The organism is Samsonia erythrinae, assembly GCF_004342665.1.
GTDB classification, from domain to species: Bacteria; Pseudomonadota; Gammaproteobacteria; order Enterobacterales; family Enterobacteriaceae; genus Samsonia; species Samsonia erythrinae.
On record NZ_SMBY01000017.1, the window covers coordinates 1 to 18,226 of the forward strand.

Annotated in this window: 14 protein-coding genes and 1 pseudogene; 13 read left to right on the plus strand and 2 right to left on the minus strand. The window is 51.5% G+C overall.

Annotated features, from left to right (window positions below; all coding sequences use genetic code 11):
* Positions 1-95 precede the first annotated feature (95 nt).
* On the minus strand, positions 96-1,916 hold the full coding sequence (locus EDC54_RS16870) for a DUF4365 domain-containing protein (protein WP_132459085.1): 1,821 nt from the start codon (positions 1,914-1,916) through the stop codon (positions 96-98).
* Between the two features lie 358 nt (positions 1,917-2,274).
* Positions 2,275-2,729, minus strand: a pseudogene (locus EDC54_RS16875) (tyrosine-type recombinase/integrase); the annotation flags it as partial.
* 7 nt (positions 2,730-2,736) lie between these two features.
* Here EDC54_RS16875 and EDC54_RS16880 point away from each other — a divergent pair.
* The 13 genes from EDC54_RS16880 (at position 2,737) to vasI (ending at position 18,219) form a co-directional block, all read left to right on the plus strand.
* Complete coding sequence (locus tag EDC54_RS16880) at positions 2,737-3,249, plus strand: SbmA/BacA-like family transporter (RefSeq protein ID WP_230514550.1); 513 nt, start codon at positions 2,737-2,739, stop codon at positions 3,247-3,249.
* 1,199 nt (positions 3,250-4,448) lie between these two features.
* The gene (tssB, locus tag EDC54_RS16885; RefSeq protein ID WP_132459088.1) at positions 4,449-4,952 is read left to right on the plus strand and encodes a type VI secretion system contractile sheath small subunit; all 504 of its coding nucleotides are present in this window, start codon (positions 4,449-4,451) and stop codon (positions 4,950-4,952) included.
* Between the two features lie 32 nt (positions 4,953-4,984).
* Positions 4,985-6,463 (plus strand): type VI secretion system contractile sheath large subunit, encoded by a 1,479-nt coding sequence (gene tssC, locus EDC54_RS16890; RefSeq protein ID WP_132459091.1) that lies wholly within the window; start codon positions 4,985-4,987, stop codon positions 6,461-6,463.
* Positions 6,464-6,468: 5 nt separating this feature from the next.
* The gene (tssE, locus tag EDC54_RS16895; protein ID WP_132459094.1) at positions 6,469-6,900 is read left to right on the plus strand and encodes a type VI secretion system baseplate subunit TssE; all 432 of its coding nucleotides are present in this window, start codon (positions 6,469-6,471) and stop codon (positions 6,898-6,900) included.
* Between the two features lie 2 nt (positions 6,901-6,902).
* On the plus strand, positions 6,903-8,669 hold the full coding sequence (gene tssF, locus EDC54_RS16900; protein ID WP_132459097.1) for a type VI secretion system baseplate subunit TssF: 1,767 nt from the start codon (positions 6,903-6,905) through the stop codon (positions 8,667-8,669).
* A complete protein-coding gene (gene tssG, locus EDC54_RS16905) occupies positions 8,633-9,631 on the plus strand; it encodes a type VI secretion system baseplate subunit TssG (RefSeq protein ID WP_132459100.1) in 999 nt (332 codons plus the stop codon). Before tssF ends, tssG begins: the two co-directional genes overlap by 37 nt.
* Before the next feature lie 2 nt (positions 9,632-9,633).
* On the plus strand, positions 9,634-10,854 hold the full coding sequence (gene tagH, locus EDC54_RS16910; RefSeq protein WP_132459103.1) for a type VI secretion system-associated FHA domain protein TagH: 1,221 nt from the start codon (positions 9,634-9,636) through the stop codon (positions 10,852-10,854).
* Positions 10,854-11,375, plus strand: a complete 522-nt coding sequence (gene tssJ, locus EDC54_RS16915; protein WP_132459157.1) for a type VI secretion system lipoprotein TssJ — start codon at positions 10,854-10,856, stop codon at positions 11,373-11,375. Before tagH ends, tssJ begins: the two co-directional genes overlap by 1 nt.
* Before the next feature lie 2 nt (positions 11,376-11,377).
* Complete coding sequence (gene tssK / locus EDC54_RS16920; protein WP_132459106.1) at positions 11,378-12,715, plus strand: type VI secretion system baseplate subunit TssK; 1,338 nt, start codon at positions 11,378-11,380, stop codon at positions 12,713-12,715.
* 15 nt (positions 12,716-12,730) lie between these two features.
* Complete coding sequence (gene icmH, locus EDC54_RS16925) at positions 12,731-13,507, plus strand: type IVB secretion system protein IcmH/DotU (RefSeq protein ID WP_132459109.1); 777 nt, start codon at positions 12,731-12,733, stop codon at positions 13,505-13,507.
* Positions 13,508-13,520: 13 nt separating this feature from the next.
* A complete protein-coding gene (gene tssH / locus EDC54_RS16930) occupies positions 13,521-16,118 on the plus strand; it encodes a type VI secretion system ATPase TssH (protein WP_132459112.1) in 2,598 nt (865 codons plus the stop codon).
* Positions 16,119-16,120: 2 nt separating this feature from the next.
* Entirely contained in the window at positions 16,121-17,659 is a 1,539-nt protein-coding gene (locus tag EDC54_RS16935) for a sigma-54 interaction domain-containing protein (RefSeq protein WP_132459115.1), read from the plus strand.
* Positions 17,659-18,219: a type VI secretion system-associated protein VasI gene (gene vasI, locus EDC54_RS16940; protein WP_132459118.1), complete on the plus strand. Its 561-nt coding sequence runs from the start codon at positions 17,659-17,661 to the stop codon at positions 18,217-18,219. Before EDC54_RS16935 ends, vasI begins: the two co-directional genes overlap by 1 nt.
* Positions 18,220-18,226 lie beyond the last annotated feature (7 nt).

Consider the following 18,226-nt stretch of genomic DNA (forward strand, 5'->3'; position numbering starts at 1 on the left):
CGGCTGGCGATGAGCCGTTTTATTATCGAGTTCGGTGACCGCCTGAGCGCTCACCTTTAATACAGTGGCAATTACACAGAATTACGGACAGGCTCTTAAAATCTATACTTCTTAAGAAGATCTTTATGACGTTCGACTTCTTTTGAATACCATTTGAGACTCCATGACCAGCCATCCTCTCTGGGTTTACAATCCGTGCATTTATCACAATTTGATTGTTTGAAACTATTACCGAAATCATAGCTGCCAGTACTATCATATAATTGACTTAATAAATTTCCGGTTCCTTGTGCATGTCTGTGCTTTAAGCAGATCAAAAGATGCATGCCACCTAGAGAGTGCATTCTCAATGATTGGGCAAATATTCCTCCGGGACGATAATGAACAAATAAATGCTCACAATTTTTCATTATATTTGTGGGGTCATAATTAGCAAATCCAATTTTAAGGAATTCATGATGTTCTCCTTGTGGGTCATCAGGATCCATTCCTAGATTTTTGGCCATACTCAAGAAGTATTCTTTTTGCTCTTCAGTTGTAAGATCATAAAAATCTTTTTGACTGTCAAGACTGATAACATGATTCTCTATTTCTGTTAGGGCTTCCTCAAAATCAGGAAAAGTTGAAAGAATCATCTTCCGATGGGGTTGGGTTGCTTTAGGGTTTTGTTTTAGCAAGGTGGCAGTAAGAAAGTATAATTTTTCAATTTTTTCAATATCTTTTGATAATACACAATATGTCATTACTAATAATGACATTCTTTCATACCAATCGTCTAGAAAATCAATTGTTTCCTTCGAACCCCGTGCTTCATGGATTCCTTTGAATATTAAAATCGACGCATAGATATCAACAAAAAAATCTGCAAGTATGTGATATTGCCCGTTTCTTGTCATCCTATTACATAACTCAATGATCTTTTGTAGGGATATGCAGCAATCTCTATACATTATTTGAGTTTGATCATTGAAAATATAACGCTCTAAAGATTTTTCTTCAAAGTGATTGACGGAATGATGGGTCGCATGAAGCTGATCCAACTGAGCCTTAAATTTTGCTTTCCGTGATTTACCAAAAGCAATTAATCTGTGAATCCGGCTTTTTTGCTCTCTAGCTAATAATATTAAATGTTGGCAAATATAAAAATTTTCTCTGTAAATTTCTCTTTTAATATTAGTATAAGGAGAGATTTGGAATGCTTGTAAGTAATATAAAACTGCTATAAATCTATCTTTTGCAGGAACTATTGGTGAATGGCTTATTTCGTTAGAGCGTTCAAAAACAGCATCATATTTTCTTTCAGATAAAAGATTATCCAACTGCTGATGATACGCTTTATATAATGCTTCACCTATATCTTCAATTTTCTTATCGAGAGTTGAAGGGCTAATGATTGGATATCTGACAACAGAATCTTTAAGCCCCTTAATGTTCAAGTAATCCCAACAATCTATGGCAGCGTCTAATATTTTATTTGCTGATGCTATGTCTTTTCTGATCAGTGTATTTTCAATTGGAATATGAACTTGAACTGTATCAGTTTGATCAGATTTTGATGCCTTTTCTCTTAATGTTTCATTGTTTGTTATTGGGAGCCAAAATATTTTCTCTGATGTGATCTCTACCACAACTAAAATAACAGGTACTTTAAATTCAAAGTAATATCTCAAACGCTCTGTTTTGAGAGTAAATGATAATAAGCTATTGTCATGAATAAAGGTTGAGTTCTCTTCACCCTTAATCTGAACTTTGAAAACACTCTCTTTCCCAAGAGCTTTGCCACTACCATCTTTGAGTTCAATTTCTCCATCAATACCAAAATCATTTTGATCCTCTTGACTTCGGAAAATCCAATGGCTTGGTAAGTTGTATTCAAAAATACGCCCGGCTTCAGTTCCAATCTCTCCTGCGTTCATCAGGCCCCTCAATCTTGTTTTTTTCTTGTGGTCTTATAATACCATGCTCATACAATAAAACAGTATCTCACCTGTAGCCATTGCTCTTACCTCCACTAAGACAATGCGGATAGTAGCAATATCAATCCAGTGTTAGGCTCATGCTTCTGTTGGGCACGCCACCTCTAGACACAATCCGCTATTGTGCGGCGTGTTCAAAAGGAGTTCTCGGCAAGTAATAATCTCCCACTACGAACACAAAAAATCCATTGGGGGTATCTTTGGGGGTATCAACAAAGATGAAACAGTTAATTTTTATTAGTAATCAATAAAATAGTGTATAGGTATTGTTCCTATTATCACCATTTAAATCAATTGCTTACTCCATATCTCCTGTTGTTCCGTTACTATCGTGGGACAGATTTGGGACACGAACGTAGAAAAAAGCATCAATTTGTCGCGCGTGCTCAGTGAGATGATTGGGTGCCAGATGCGCATAGCGTCGACCATTTCGATAGATTCCCCCCCATTTCTTGTAACACTGATATAGGCACTCCGGCCTGTTCCAGCCAGCTTACCCATGTGTGTCCCAGGTCATGGAACCTAAAATCATCTATCCCTGCCCGTTTTAGCGCAGCTCTCCATGCAATATTGGCGTCGTAGCGCATCTTCCTTACTACAGGGCTTTTCGTGCCGTCTGGCTTCGTGCAACTTTCCCTTTACACGAAAACCTAATGGTGGTGTGCCCTATTTGCTTTTTCAGCAAACGACATGCAGTGTCGTTTAGCGCGATCCCGATAGCTCTATTAGACTGCTATCTTCTGGATTAACGTAAACCGTCTTGCTGTGGTCTATCTCTGGTTCGCTGAATTTTTCTCTGCTCGGTCATGATTGGTCTTTCCCGGGTTACATGGTCTATGCCGCCTACCTCTCGATTGTGTTGAAAGTGGCGTTGTCGCATTATCTGGGAAAGGTGTTGATTACACTGAATATGCAGCAACAAAACGCGGAAGGGGATTTTCGCTTTCTTGACATACAGGTTCGTGAGAATGCGGAGCAGGTCGCTTTCTATCAAGGCGGTGGTCGGGAAGGTGAACGACTTATTCAGCGTTTTTCTCGTGTTCGTGCCAATGCATTATCGGTCATTTTACACGAGTTCAAGGTGTCGTTCGGCCAGAGCCTCTTTTCTCACTTTCTCTCGCCATTGCCGACGTTATTGGCGTTACCGCGACTGCTGTGCGGAGAGATAAGCTTTGGTGATTTGACGCGAATCCAGATGGCCTACGGCTCTCTTGGGGCAACACTCAGTTATTTCATGCAGGCCTATCAGGGTTTACCCGTAGGCTGGTGCTGACAAAGCGTTTACAGGATTTGGACGAAGCGCTGAACAAAAGCGTGTGGACATCATCGCCTAAGACGTTTTTTACCGCAGCTCGGTAGCGGCTACGGCAGAAGCCCCCTGCGGCCATGTGTTCAGCGGGCCGCTGGGGCGTGATGTTCACGACATCGAATCATCGCAGGGCGGGGTGATTAAATGTATGCACGGCAGCGAGAGCGGCTCCGCGTGTTCAGCATGGTGGATTAATCATCAGATACCCGAGGTCGATTTGTCCTGAGAATATTCCCATGTCGAAGGGGAATATTTTATCGAATATTTTAATCGTAAAGAAGATATATCTATTGCGTAATAACCCGTCTGATATTTCATTTTTCTTTCCAACACGCCCCAGGGCTTACCGATATTCTGGAAGATTCTGCTGCTAAAGGGATGTTATTTTTTAACCTGATATTGTCTATTAAAAGCTCGTTTTGCTGCCGGCTTGATGGTTTTCTGCTATTGAATGGGTAAAATTTGTGCTTTTCGGTATAAAATTCATATTTTTTGTATTTTTATGGTGTTAAATTCTAAATAATTGCATTAAAAACAATCATTTTCATTTTATATAAGGATCTATTACTTAACACTAAAATAGTTTAGTTCCGTTACTTAGTTATTTATTCTGGAGAAAGCAAAAAAATAGCCGTAGTTAACTTGATAAAATAAAATTAATAGGGTGTTCATAATAATCTATTTTTGTTAGTTCGTTAATTATTTCGTTTTTAACGAAATTAAAAGGTAAAAAATATATTCGTACTCATTTGATTGATAAATCAATGTCTTTTCCTGTTGTTATGAGGCGGATTTTGAAAAGGGAATCATTTATCTTGTTGTTTTTGTTTGGTTTTGTTTTTAGTGGTTCCGCTTAGTTATCAAGCTATATAAGCATTGACCAGGCGTTTATGTTGTGTGTATGATTCAAGTGTGAACATAAATGTTTTTAAATTTCCTTCTGGGTGCGACTCTATTTTGCACCGAAAAACCGTGATCTTACGGTTTTAGTATGATGTTTTAGATTCGTTTTAATACGGTTTAAGTTTATTTCATTTCGCTGGTCGAAAAACAAATACGTTATTTGTTTGCCGGATTACCGCTGGTTTATGAACCATGTGGGGCTTTGGTAGGATTCGACTTTACTTCACCGGGCTTGATTGCCCTTACGTTGGTATAGACACATGGCAAAAGGTACTGACGGTGCATCAGTCGCACCAAAGGAACGTATTAATATCAAATATGTCCCGGCCACGGGGGGGCAGCAAGCGGAAATAGAATTACCGTTGACGCTGATGGTCGTGGGAAATATGAAAGGGCGCGCAGAGGAAACGCCGATCGAAGAACGTCAGACCGTTTCTATCGATAAGAACAACTTTACCTCTGTAATGAAAGAAGCCAACCTGGAGTTGAATTTCAACGTGCCGAATCGACTTGATGAAAATAGTCAGGGCGATTTACCTGTGAAGCTCAACATTGGCGGCCTGAATGATTTCTCCCCCGATCGTATTGCTCAACAGGTACCTGAATTACGTAAACTTCTTGATTTACGTGAGGCCCTGGTCGCACTGAAAGGCCCCCTCGGTAATATTCCCTCATTCCGTAATCGTTTGCAGGATCTATTGTCCAGCGAAGAGGCCAGAGAACAGCTTTTAAAAGAGCTCGATCTGGTGAAACCCGCCGAATAATTGATATTTATTGACGCAATAGGGAAACGAATATGTCAGTAGTTGAAAAACAGGCCCAGGCTGGGGCTGCCGGTACCTCCGGATCGTTGCTTGATGACATCATGGCACAAGCGCGTATCACCCCGGTTGATGAAGGGTACAGCGTTGCCAAACAGGGTATTGCCGCGTTGGTTGCGAATATTCTGGATAGTGGTAATGCGGCCGAGCCCGTCAATAAAGCGCTGGTCGATAGTATGATCGTCGAACTGGATAAAAAGCTGAGTAAGCAGGTTGACGTCATTCTGCATGCCAAGGAGCTACAGGACCTGGAATCTTCCTGGCGTTCTCTGAAGCTTCTGGTTGATCGCACCGATTTCCGTGAAAACATCAAACTGCTGATGTTGCATGCGACAAAAGAAGAGCTGTTGGAAGATTTCGAATTCGCACCTGAAATCACACAGTCTGGTTTCTATAAACACGTCTATTCCAGCGGTTATGGTCAATTTGGTGGACAGCCTATCGGGGCGGTCATCGGCGATTATGCGCTGACGCAAAGTTCGTCAGACATCAAACTGATGCAGTATGTCAGCGCCGTTGGCGCCATGGCGCATGCACCGTTCATCTCTTCCGTCGCGCCGACCTTCTTTGGCGTAGACAGCTTTACCGATCTCCCCTCGATTAAAGATCTGAAATCCGTATTTGAAGGCCCGGCCTACACGAAATGGCGTTCGCTGCGTGAATCGGAAGATGGTCGCTACCTGGGGCTGACGGCGCCGCGTTTTCTGGCTCGTCTACCTTATGACCCGGTTGAAAACCCGATTAAAGGTTTCAACTATAAGGAAGACATCAGTTCCGATCATGAACACTATCTGTGGGGCAACACCGCCTATCTGATGGGGACGGCGTTGACAGACAGCTTCGCTAAATACCGTTGGTGTCCGAACATCATTGGTCCGCAGAGTGGTGGTGCGATTACCGATCTGCCCGTGCATGTTTATGAAGCAATGGGGCAGCTTCAGGCTAAGATCCCAACGGAAGTGCTGATCACCGATCGCCGTGAATATGAAATGGCTGAAGAGGGCTTTATCACGCTGACGATGCGTAAAGACAGCGATAATGCCGCCTTCTTCTCTGCGAATTCCGTGCAAAAACCGAAGGTGTTCCCGAACACCAAAGAAGGTAAAGAAGCGGAAACCAACTACAAGCTTGGCACGCAGTTGCCGTACATGTTCATCATCAACCGTCTGGCGCACTACATCAAAGTGCTTCAACGTGAGCAGATTGGCTCATGGAAAGAGCGTCAGGATCTTGAACGCGAGCTGAATACCTGGATTAAACAGTACATTGCCGATCAGGAAAACCCGCCGGCAGATGTTCGTAGCCGTCGCCCGCTGCGCGCCGCACAAATCAAAGTGCTGGATGTGGAAGGTGAACCAGGCTGGTATCAGGTTTCCATGTCTGTGCGCCCGCACTTTAAGTACATGGGTGCGAACTTTGAGCTGTCGCTGGTAGGGCGTTTGGATAAGGAATAAGGTCTATGCCGTCTCTTTCTGCCTGGGAAAGGGGAAATGCGGCTAGCCTGTTCGATCGCATCCGGGGGGAAGGGCAGCGCGCTTCCCCTGAAACGGATGTTGAAGCACTGATCGAGTCCGTTAAGCGTCAGTTGGACAACGTGCTCAATACCCGGCCTGGAAATTGTCGTAGCGCGCCTGAGCTGGGCGTCATTGATTTTAATGACGCGACGCAAGGCGGAGCGGATATCCGGGGGAAAATCCGGGAGGCGATCCGGCAGTGTATTTGTCGCTTTGAACCTCGAATTGTACATGTAGATGTCAGCGCATCGGATTATTTGTCAAATCCAATGGAGATGTCGTTTCAGGTCACCGCGCATGTCAGGCTGGAAGATCTGGAACAAGTGACCTCTTTTAATATCCACATGGATAGCCACCGCCATTACAGAATGATCTGATTATGTCACTGGAACATTTTTTCAGGGATGAGCTGACCTATTTACGCCTGCAAGGACGTGAATTTTCCAGGGCGCACCCTGAGCTTACCCGATTTTTGTCGGAACAAACCACGGATCCAGACGTAGAGCGTCTATTGGAGGGGTTTGCCTTTTTGACGGGAAGCCTGCGGGCGAAGATCGAGGATGAATTTCCTGAACTGACACATGGTTTGCTGGGGATGCTCTGGCCTAACTACCTGCGTCCAGTACCGAGCATGACGATTATGCAGTTTTCGGTACTCCCGGGGGCGATAGCTCAACCTGCGTTTGTGGCGCGCGGCTGCGAGCTTGACAGCCTGCCGATTGATGATGTCGTGTGCCATTTTCAGACGTGTCACGACGCCTGGATTTATCCGGCGGATATCCGCGACATCAAGGTGCAGAGCGGTAACGATCTGTCCACGATCACGCTGGACATGGCGCTGCACGGTCCGCTATCGCTCAATGACCTGCAACTCGACAAGCTGCGTTTCTATCTGGGGGGCGATACCTATACGGCCTACGAACTTTATTTCTGGATTGCCAGCAAGCTATCGCACATTGAACTGGAAGTGAACGGTCAGCGCTTTCGTCAGGATGCCAGCGTGTTGAAAACGGTCGGATTTGAGCGGGAAGATGCGCTGCTACCGTATCCCGGTAATGTGTATTCGGGTTATCGCATCTTGCAAGAGTACTTCTGTTTTCCGGAAAGTTTCCTCTTTTTCCAGCTTGCCGGCGCGGTATGGCCGGATTTACCCATGACGGTCACGACGTTTCGTCTTCATTTCTGTTTTGATCGTCCGCTACCGGCGGAACTGAAGATCCGGCCTGATTCGTTCATGCTCAACTGCGTGCCCGCAATCAATCTCTTCCAGCACGATAGCGAGCCCATCAACCTCAGCGGACGCCAGACGGACTACCCGCTGAAGGCCAGCTACCGCAACGCCGATAGCTTTGAAATTTTCTCCGTGGATAAGGTCGAAGGCTGGGTCGAGGGGAATTCAGGACGCTCCCGCGGGATCCCAAGACGGTATCAGCCTTTTGAGAGCTTTCAGCATCAAATCGAGCGTGCGAAGGGAAGGTTGGCGCTCTATTACCGCATTCGGGTAAGAGAAGCTGTTGACGGCAATGGTTTTGATCACATGCTCTCTTTTGTCCGCGGCGACGAACGTGAAGTGATTGATTTGGATGAGTCTATCTCCGTAACGTTGACCTGCACTAACCGATCGCGGGCGGCGCAGTTGCCCGTAGGCGCAATTTGTGTCCCGACGGGGAATTCACCGTCTTTCGCGACGTTTCGTAATTTGATGCGACCAACGCGACCGTTGCGTCCCGCAATGGATGGCAGCCTGCATTGGACGCTCATTTCCAATCTGTCCTTAAACTATGTGTCCCTGTTGCGGCGTGATGCGCTGGTGCAAATCCTGCGTACCTATGACTTTCCTGCGCTGCACGATAAACAGGCGGAGCAGGCGTCCCGTAAGCGGCTGGCGGGGATTGAGTCTATCGAGACGACCCCCATCGACCGTCTGGTTCAGGGCATGCCGGTTCGCGGTTTGAAATCGGTCCTGTCCGTTCGGCAGTCCGCGTTTTCCAGCGAGGGAGAACTGTATCTGTTTAGTACGGTGCTGGCGCACTTTTTTTCACTGTATGCCAGCGTCAACGCTTTCCACCTGTTGGAAGTCGTTAACGTTGATAACAAGGAGCGCTACCGATGGCCGGTACAGATAGGTCAACACTCAATGATGTAACGTTCCGTCAGGATGTTTCGCGCTTTAACTTTTTCCAACTGGTGGAACTGCTTAACCAACTGGAAGGCGTGGATCTGGAACAGGAACTGGACTTCCGGCCGGAACAAGAGCGTCTGCGTTTTCGTTCCACGGCGTCCATTGGTTTTCACCCCAGCGATATCTTACAGATAGGCAGCGATGACGAGGGGCGTCAGGAAGTCGAGGTCGCGTTTCTCGGTCTCCACGGGAGTCAGTCGCCGATGCCGGGCTACTACCTTGAGGAGTTAGCCTGGGAATATGCACAGGGTGAGCAGAAGCTGGGCGTTTTTCTCGATTTCTTTCACCACCGATTACTCACGCTGCTGCACCGCGCATGGCGTAAGTATCGCTACCACGTCCGCTTTCAGAATGATGGCGAGGATGGTTTTTCCCGGTTGATGTTTGCGCTTGTGGGGTTAGGAAATGACGCTGTGCGCGACAGCCTGCCGGTTAACCGCGCCAAGATGCTCTCTTATGCCGGCGTGCTGGCGAGCCCCAGTCGTTCCCCGGAAGTGGTCGCGGGCCTGGTTATCCACTGCTTCGACCTGGATGATGTCACCGTGATGGCCTGGCAGCATCGTCGTGTTCCTATTCATGAAGGGCAACAGAACCGTTTAGGGAAAAGAAACATGATGCTGGGCGGTGATTTTGTTATCGGCGATAAAGTGAGTGACTGTGCCGGTAAATTTCTGCTTAGGGTCGGTAATCTCAGCTTTAATCGCTTTCTCAGTTTTTTGCCTAACGGCGAGAATTTTCAACCGCTGGTCCGTTTTGTCTCTTTCATCCTTCGCGATCAATTGGCTTGGGATCTGCGCCTTGGTTTTGCCGAAGGCGAAGCCAAAGGCTTGAGCCTGGGAAGTGAGCAGAGTAGCCGTTTGGGATGGAGCAGCTTTTTAGGGCAGCCGCCAACGGATCCTTATGTGACGATTTGTGTGCAGGAGTAAATGTGAACGTAACCCATCCACTCACGTTGGTTGTGCTCAACAGTGAGCAGCTCGATATTAATTCTCAGGTGCAACATCAGTTCGATCACCGTGGCGGCACGCTGGGCGCATCGGAAAAAGATCAGTGGCAACTACGGGATCGTCTTGGGGCCGTCCTGCCGGAGCATGCGCGTATCGAAATGACCGATGGTTATTTCAGTCTGTGCGATCTGAGCGGGCAGTCGTTTATTAACGGCTCGCTGTCTCCGATCGGGCGCGATCGCAAAGTGATTTTGTCGCACGGCGACGAGCTGACGATAGGGCCGTTCCGGCTGGGGGTATATATCGGCGATCCCACGACGGAACAGGATATCGATCAGGTATTAGGGCAACGGACGGACGATGTGCTGGGCGGCTGGCTAAGTGAAGATAAAAACAGTCGCGCTACGGATTTGACCGATCCCGCGGTGGCGTTGAATGACCCGCTGTGGGCCCTACAGAAAGAACAAAGCCAGCCGCTCTTGCCGTCAGACGGTGAGACGACCGGCGAATCGCTCACACCGTCTCTTTCTTCTTTTTCTGCTGCTGAGGACACCATGGATCAGAAATTTGTCGAGTTACCGACCATTAATACGCCCTACGCGGGCGAAGCGTTGGAGGGATACAGTGACAATCTGTCGCTGGCTCCGTTGATGCGCGGACTGGGGCAGTCGCTTCAGCCTGGCGATGACGCCCAATGGCGTGAAATGCTGGAAGAAATGGGGAAAAGCCTGCGCGCAATGGTTGAAGGCCTGTTGGCATTGCAGACCGCGCAAGGCGCGCTGGGGGATACGCACTTGCGCCCGATCGAAGATAACCCGCTACGTCTGGGGTTGGGCTATGCAGAGACGCTATCAATCCTGTTTGCGGAAGGGAAAAGCCCGGTTCACCTCTCTGCGCCAGCCGCCGTGGAAGAAGTGCTGAACAATGTGCGCGTGCACCATGTGGCGAACCAGCAGGCGATTGCCGTAGCGCTGGAATCTATCCTTCAGGCGTTTTCCCCCGCCGCGCTCATTCAGCGTTTTGCGCACTATCGTCGCAGTGGCGAGACGATGGCGACCGATGACGGTTGGGCATGGGAAATGTACCAGCACTATTACCGTGAACTGACTTCACCTCGTCAGCAGGGCTTCGAGAAGTTGTTCCATCAGGTATACGCGCAGGCGTATGACCGGGCCGTCCGTCAGCAGCAGGAGCAGGAATGATGCGTCGGGTTCTGTGCTGGTGTTCTCTGGTGCTCCTGCTATCGGGGTGCACCACGTTGGGCAAGATGGGCAAGGTTGCCATGAATCCCGATATTCAGGTGGGCAGCAACAGCCATCAGCCTTCCACCGTCGGTTTTAGCCTGCTGGCGGAGCCGGATGTGAACCCGAATGAAAGCGGTGACGCAGCCCCCATCGAATTCCAACTGATCCTGCTGGCGGAGGATTCGCGTCTGTTGGCGACTGATTATGACCAGATCGCGACGGATATCGAAAAAGCGTTAGCCAAGAACTACATCGATCATCAGGACTACACGCTATTGCCGGGGCAGTTTAAGTATCTGCCGCCAGAAGCGCTGGATAAAAAGGTGCACTACATCGGCGTGGTGGCGCGCTATGCGGATGCGGAAAGTACGGAATGGCGCAAGGTGATCAAGGTAAAGAACACCGGGCAAACGTATCAGATCCTCGTGCACCTGCGCCGGGATGAAGTTGAAATCAAAAAAGACCAAGAAGAAGAATAATTATGTCGAGTCGCAATCGCATTATCTGGCGGGAAGGCCTGTTTATTAAGCCGCAGCATTTTCAGCAGCAGCAGCGTCACACCGATTACGCACTGCATGCGCGTCTCAGCGCTCTTAGTGATTATTTCTATGGCTTGCAGTCGCTGACGATTAATGAGGAATACCTCAATTTTGGCCGCATCGCGCTGGTGAATGCCAGCGGCGTGATGCCTGACGGCACCGTGTTCAATATTCCGGGTGATGACGCGTTGCCGCTTCCGCTGGAGATCACCGATGTCGCGCTGGCAAACCAGAAGGTGTATCTGGCGCTTCCGCTGGCGGTGAACGGCGTCAGTGAAGTCGGGCAGCCGGGGCAGGGCATCGCCAGCCGTTTGCAGTCCCACCGGCATGACGTGCGTGATTTGCATAGCGACAACGGAGACATTGTGTCTCTGGAGGTTGGCAAAGTCAGCCTGCGCCTGATGCTCGATCGCGACGATCGCAGCGCCTATGCCTCTTTGGCCATCGCCAATATTCTGGATAAACGCCCTGACGGCGGATTGGTTCTGGATCCTAATTTTATGCCATGCAGCATCAGCGTCACCGCGATCCCAACCCTAAAGCGCTTTTTGGGCGAATCCGCGGGTCTGGTTGCCGAGCGGGCTCGCAGCCTGGCGCAGCGCATTGCCGCGCCGGGACAGCAGGGCGTGGCGGATGTGGCGGAATTTATGATGCTGCAATTGCTCAACCGCGCGCAGCCGAAGCTGTCGCATTTGGCGCGGCTTGGCACGTTACACCCCGAACGACTGCACGAAGCGTTGGTCGAGCTTTGTGGCGAACTGATGACGTTTACCGATGAATCGCGCCTGCCGCCGGAGTTCCCGGCTTACCGACATGAGCATCAGCAAGCCAGCTTTGAGCCGCTGATGATGGCGCTGCGTCAGGCATTGGGCACGGTGCTGTCGCCGCGGGCCGTCTCTATTCAACTGAAGAAACAGCCGTATGGCGTGATGGTGGCGATGGTCGGGGATGCGGAACTGATGACCAGCGCCGAGTTTGTGTTGGCGGTGCGCGCGCGTATGCCGCAGGAGCATTTGCGTAAACAGCTGTTGCAACAGACGAAGATCGCTTCCAGCGAGAAGATCCGCGAACTGATCAGCCTGCAACTGCCGGGTATCCCACTATTGCCGCTGCCGGTTGCGCCACGTCAGCTGCCTTATCATGCGGGTTACAGCTACTTCCAACTGGATAGGCAGAGCCCTTCATGGCAAGTGCTGGTGTCTGGCAACACGCTGGCGTTCCACATTGCCGGCGAGTTCCCCGAGCTGGATATGCAGCTCTGGGCCATTCGCGGCCAGTAGTAAGGAGAGGAAAAGATGAGTATCGACGTTATTAAAAACGATCGGCTGGGCGATCTGCTTTTTGACCACGCCCGGCAGTTGGATATGGATTCTGACTACTGGTTTCGCCTGCGCGGGCAGAGCATTAATCCGATGATTGATGCGGTTACGCCCCTGCTGGGCATGGTGGAACGAGTTCGCCAGCTCTCCGCCTATGAAGGGGTGGAAGATCTCTATCAGCGCGTGGTGTCCGAAATTCAGGCTATCGAGCAGGAACTGCATTCTCATGGCTATGAAAATGGTGTGATTCTGTCCTTCCGCTACATCCTGTGTACCTTCATTGATGAAGCCGTGATGGGGCGCGAATGGGGCGGACAAAGTGTGTGGTCGGCGCACTCCCTGCTCACGCGTTTTCACAATGAAACGTGGGGCGGCGAAAAGGTTTTTGTTCTGCTGGAGAAACTGTTGGACGATCCGGTTCATTATCGGGACATCCTTGAGTTTATCTATCTCTGCCTTTGTCTGGGGTTTGAAGGGCGCTATCGGGTGATGGCGCAAGGGCGTGAGGAGTTAGAGCGCATTGTCAGGAAATTACATGACACGCTGCGCCCTGAACCCGCGGCTTCACCGATGGCGTTCCATATGAATCTGGGACAGCAGGCTTCGCGCTATCAACTGCGCAAACAGGTTTCTTTACGCACGCTGTTTATCGGCGCGTGTGTGATTCTGGCGGCCGTATTCGGCCTGTATCGCTATCAGTTAACTCATCAGACCCAAGACGTTCTGCGTCAACTGGGCGAATTATTACAATAACAGGAGCCACACCGTGATCCGAATTGAACTGCCGACATTGGTTGAACGACTCAACCCCGTATGCCGCCATATGCTGGAGGAAGCCGCGGCGCTCTGTATTCAACATCAGGGCGCGGAAATCCGCATTGAGCACCTACTGATGAAAATGCTGGAGACGCCGCTATGCGACGTGCGCCAAATTCTCAAGCGCGCGGATGTGGATGTGGATGAACTCTCTTCGCTGCTGTTACCTTCTTCTGTGGATAAAGGGTTTGATGCCGGATACCCGTCATTTTCTCCGCTGCTGGTGGAGTGGATACAGGATAGCTGGCTGTTGGCCTCCGCCGAGTTCCAACACGCCCGCCTGCGCAGCGGCGTGTTATTGCTGGTGTTGTTGATGACGCCAAACCGCTATCTGGCCGGTGCGATATCCCGTCCGCTGGCGCAGATTAACCGTGAGCTGTTACGACAGCAGTTTGATGAGTGGGTGAAGGATTCGGTAGAAACCGATGTTGCCGTATCGTCCGCCACGCCGGAACAGGCCGCTGCGGCGACCACGCAGCTATCGCGCTATACCCAAAACGTGACGGAGTCCGCCCGGCAGGGACAGTTGGATCCCGTGCTGTGCCGCGACCACGAAATCGATTTGATGATCGATATCCTCTCTCGCCGTCGTAAAAATAACCCGATTGTCGTGGGGGAAGCCGGGGTGGGGAAAAGCGCGCTGATCGAAGGGTTGGCGCTGCGTATTGTGGCCGGAGACGTGCCGGAAAGATTACGCGATGTGGAACTGCTCACGCTCGATCTGGGGGCGATGCAGGCTGGCGCGTCGGTCAAAGGGGAATTTGAGAAACGCTTCAAGGGCGTCATGCAGGAAGTGAAGGAGGCGCCACGCCCCATCATTCTGTTTATCGATGAAGCGCATACGTTAATCGGCGCCGGGAATCAGGCGGGCGGGTTGGACGTTTCCAACCTGCTCAAGCCTGCGCTGGCGCGCGGCGAGTTGCGCACCATCGCGGCAACGACCTGGAGCGAATACAAAAAGTATGTTGAGAAGGACGCAGCGCTTTCCCGCCGCTTCCAGCTTGTCAAAGTGGGTGAGCCGAATGCCGAAGAGGCGACGGTGATCTTGCGTGGGCTGCGTAGTATCTATGAAAAAGCGCATGGCGTTCTGATTGATGAAGATGCGCTTCAGGCGGCGGCGCAGTTGTCGGCCCGCTATATTTCCGGTCGTCAACTGCCCGATAAGGCGATAGACGTGCTGGATACCGCCAGCGCCCGTGTGGCAATCAACCTGACGACGCCGCCGCGTGCCGTCAGCCAGCTTCAGACCCGTCTGCGCCAACAAGAGATGGAAATTACACAGCTTGAACGTCAGGCGCGTATCGGGTTGGGCGATACCGAGGCGCGATTAGCCGAACTGCGCGACGCCCGCGAGGCGGGCGCGGCAGAGCTGGCGCAGTTGGACGCCGACTGGCAGCAGCAGAAAATACAGGTGCAGCGGGTGATTGAGCTGCGAACGGCGCTGCTGGATGAAGCGCAGGCAGATGACTTTGATGCCGATGCGGCAGCGGCAGAGCTGGCCGCTTGCGAACAAGTGTTAGAAGCGCTGCAACACGCTTCCGTGCTGGTGTCTCCCCATGTGGATAAAACGCAGGTCGCGGCGGTGATCGCCGAGTGGACGGGGGTGCCGCTTAACCGGATTTCGCAAGGCGAAATGGATGTTGTCACGCGGCTGCCTGAATTTCTGGGCGAAACGATCAAAGGTCAACAACTGGCGATTGCCCACCTGCATAAACACCTGCTGACCGCGCGGGCCGATCTCCGTCGGCCAGGGCGTCCGCTGGGCGCTTTCCTGCTCGTGGGGCCAAGCGGCGTGGGGAAAACGGAAACCGTGGTCCAGATTGCCGATCTGATGTTCGGCGGACGCAATTATCTGACCACCATCAATATGTCTGAGTATCAGGAAAAACACACGGTTTCACGCCTGATTGGTTCGCCTCCCGGCTATGTCGGATTTGGCGAAGGCGGCGTCCTGACCGAGGCCATTCGCCAGAAACCGTACTCCGTGGTGCTGCTGGATGAAGTCGAGAAGGCGCACCCGGACGTGCTGAATTTGTTCTATCAGGCGTTCGATAAAGGTGAACTGGCGGACGGTGAAGGCCGGGTGATTGACTGTCGCAACGTCGTATTTTTCCTGACGTCCAACCTTGGGTTCCAGACGATCGTAAACTACGCCGAACAGCCTGATGTGCTGCTGGACGCGCTCTATCCTGAGCTGGCGGCGTTCTTTAAACCGGCGCTGCTGGCGCGCATGGAAGTGATCCCTTATCTGCCTCTGGCGCATGACACTATGGTGGAAATCGTACAGGGCAAACTGTCGCGTCTGGTTTCCTTGCTACAGCAGCGCTTTGGCGCCGATGTCGTCATCGACGATGAAGTGGCGGAAGCGATTCTGCGGCTGGCGAATCGCAGTGAAAACGGGGCGCGCATGCTCGAATCGGTGATCGATGGGGAGCTGTTGCCGCCGGTTTCGCTACAGCTGTTGCAACGATTGTCTGCGGGGGAACCCGTCAGTCGTATTCATTTCCGCGTTGAAGAAGGCCAATTCCAGACAGAGGTGGAGGGCTGAGTATGCAGCATGCCCTCGAACTGGCGTTAGCTCTCACACGGCAACATGATGAAGCCAGCCTATGCGGCTGGCTGCTGGAGACGATGCAGACCGCCTGGCAACCGCAAGGGATGCTACTGGGTATGGTGGACGTCAGCGGCAGGCAACTGGCCTGCAAGGGTTGGGTACAAGAAACGCCGGTGGCGCTGAATTTGGGGGTCGATGACTTTAGTCATCCTCTGGCGTATGTGCTGCATAAAAACCAGATACGGACCTGGGATTCGCTCTATGGCGGCGCTCGCATCGAGCACCGCGAGTTCCGGCAAATGTTGCTCGCCGCTGGAACGGATTGCGGTCTTCATGCATTGCCGTTGTTATCGGAGCACGGCAAACCGCTGGCGGTGCTGGCGCTGTTGGATACCCCAGCACGCCTGAAAACGCTGCATCAACAGGGCGAGTGCGAGCAGTTGGCGCAGGTGTTTTGCCGTCAACTGATGTTATTGCGTGAGCTGATGTCTACCCGGCGGGAACAGATCGCGTTAAGGCATTCGCTCCGTCAGATCAAAGACGAAGGGCAGAGCCGGCGCGAGCAGGAAAAACGGGTGGAAGCAACGTTGGTGGGGCAGTCAGCCGTGATTAAAGCGCTGCATCAGCAGATTTATCAGGCGGCCAGCCACCGCCTTTCCGTCCTGATTCAGGGGGAAACCGGATCGGGAAAAGATGTGGTGGCGCGTCTGCTGCATCAGTGTTCCGAACGTGCCGACAAACCCTTTATCGCCATCAACTGCGCGGCGATCCCGGAAAACCTGATTGAAAGCGAGCTGTTTGGCTATCAGAAAGGGGCGTTCTCCGGCGCGCAAAGCAACAAAATTGGTCTGGTAGAGCAGGCCAACGGTGGAACCCTGTTTTTAGATGAAGTCGGCGATATGCCGCAGTCCATGCAGGCCAAGCTGTTAAGAGTACTGGAGACGCATAGTTTCCGCCCGCTCGGCGCGGATAAAGAAGTGCATTCAGACTTCCGCCTGATTGCCGCAACGCATCAGCCGCTGGAACAGCAGGTGTCAGAGGGGGTATTTCGACAGGACCTCTATCATCGTCTGTGCCAGTGTCTGTTGCAGGTCATGCCGCTGCGCGAGCGACCAGATGATATTCGTCTGCTGTGCGAGCACTTCATGAGTCAGTTCGCGGATAAACAACAAAAACGTCTTGGGCCGTTGAACAGCATTTTCCTCCGGAAACTGGTGGGATATGACTTTCCCGGCAACGTCAGGGAATTACGCAACCTGCTGGAAGTGGCTTGTGCGCATACGCCGGACGGCGAAGCGCTGTCGCTGGCATCGCTGCCGCCGGAACTGCGCGACCGGCTGACAGGCCGTGCGGTTGAGGAACAGGATTGTTACCAGCACATCCGCGATCTGAAGATCGCCACGCAACGGTACGAAGCCGCGGTCATTGAGGCGCGTCTGCGCCAGTTTCAAGGCAATCGCGCGCTGGTCGCTGAGAGCCTCAATATCCCTAAACGTACACTCGACCACAAATGCCAGAAGCTGGAGGTAAATTAATGTTTCTGACGATGGCTCCCCTACTGTTGGCAACCGCCGCTGTCCCCGATCCTGCCTGGCAGTCGTTGTGGGAACAGTGTCGTAGCGAGAAGGCTTCAGAGATCCGACTGGCTTGCTATGACGCGCTGGGCCGGGAAGCCGAACGCTCCGGCACGCTGTCCCCACAGAATGATAACGCGACGGCGGATCAGGCATTTCAACTGGGGCGCGAAGCGGAAAGCGGGGATATGACGCTCACGCGCGTGCTGGCCGATGGCAATACCTTGGTCATTAGCTGTGCCAGTAATATCACCCACTTGCGTCTGACTCTCCGTCAACCCTGGACTGGCGAATCGGTCTCTTCACAGCTTGATGGTGTGTCGGTGTCCGACAACTGGTTTATTCGTAACCGTGGGCTGCTGCTGGAGTCAGGGCGAGGTCTGCCAGCGATTGACGCGTTAAAGCGCTGGATAGGGCATCGCGAACTGGTGCTGAGCGGCGCTGATGGTCACGCATTGCGTATTGAACTGGCCGGGCTGGGCGAGGCATTAACGCCGCTGCGTCAGCAGTGTCGCTGGTAAGGAGACG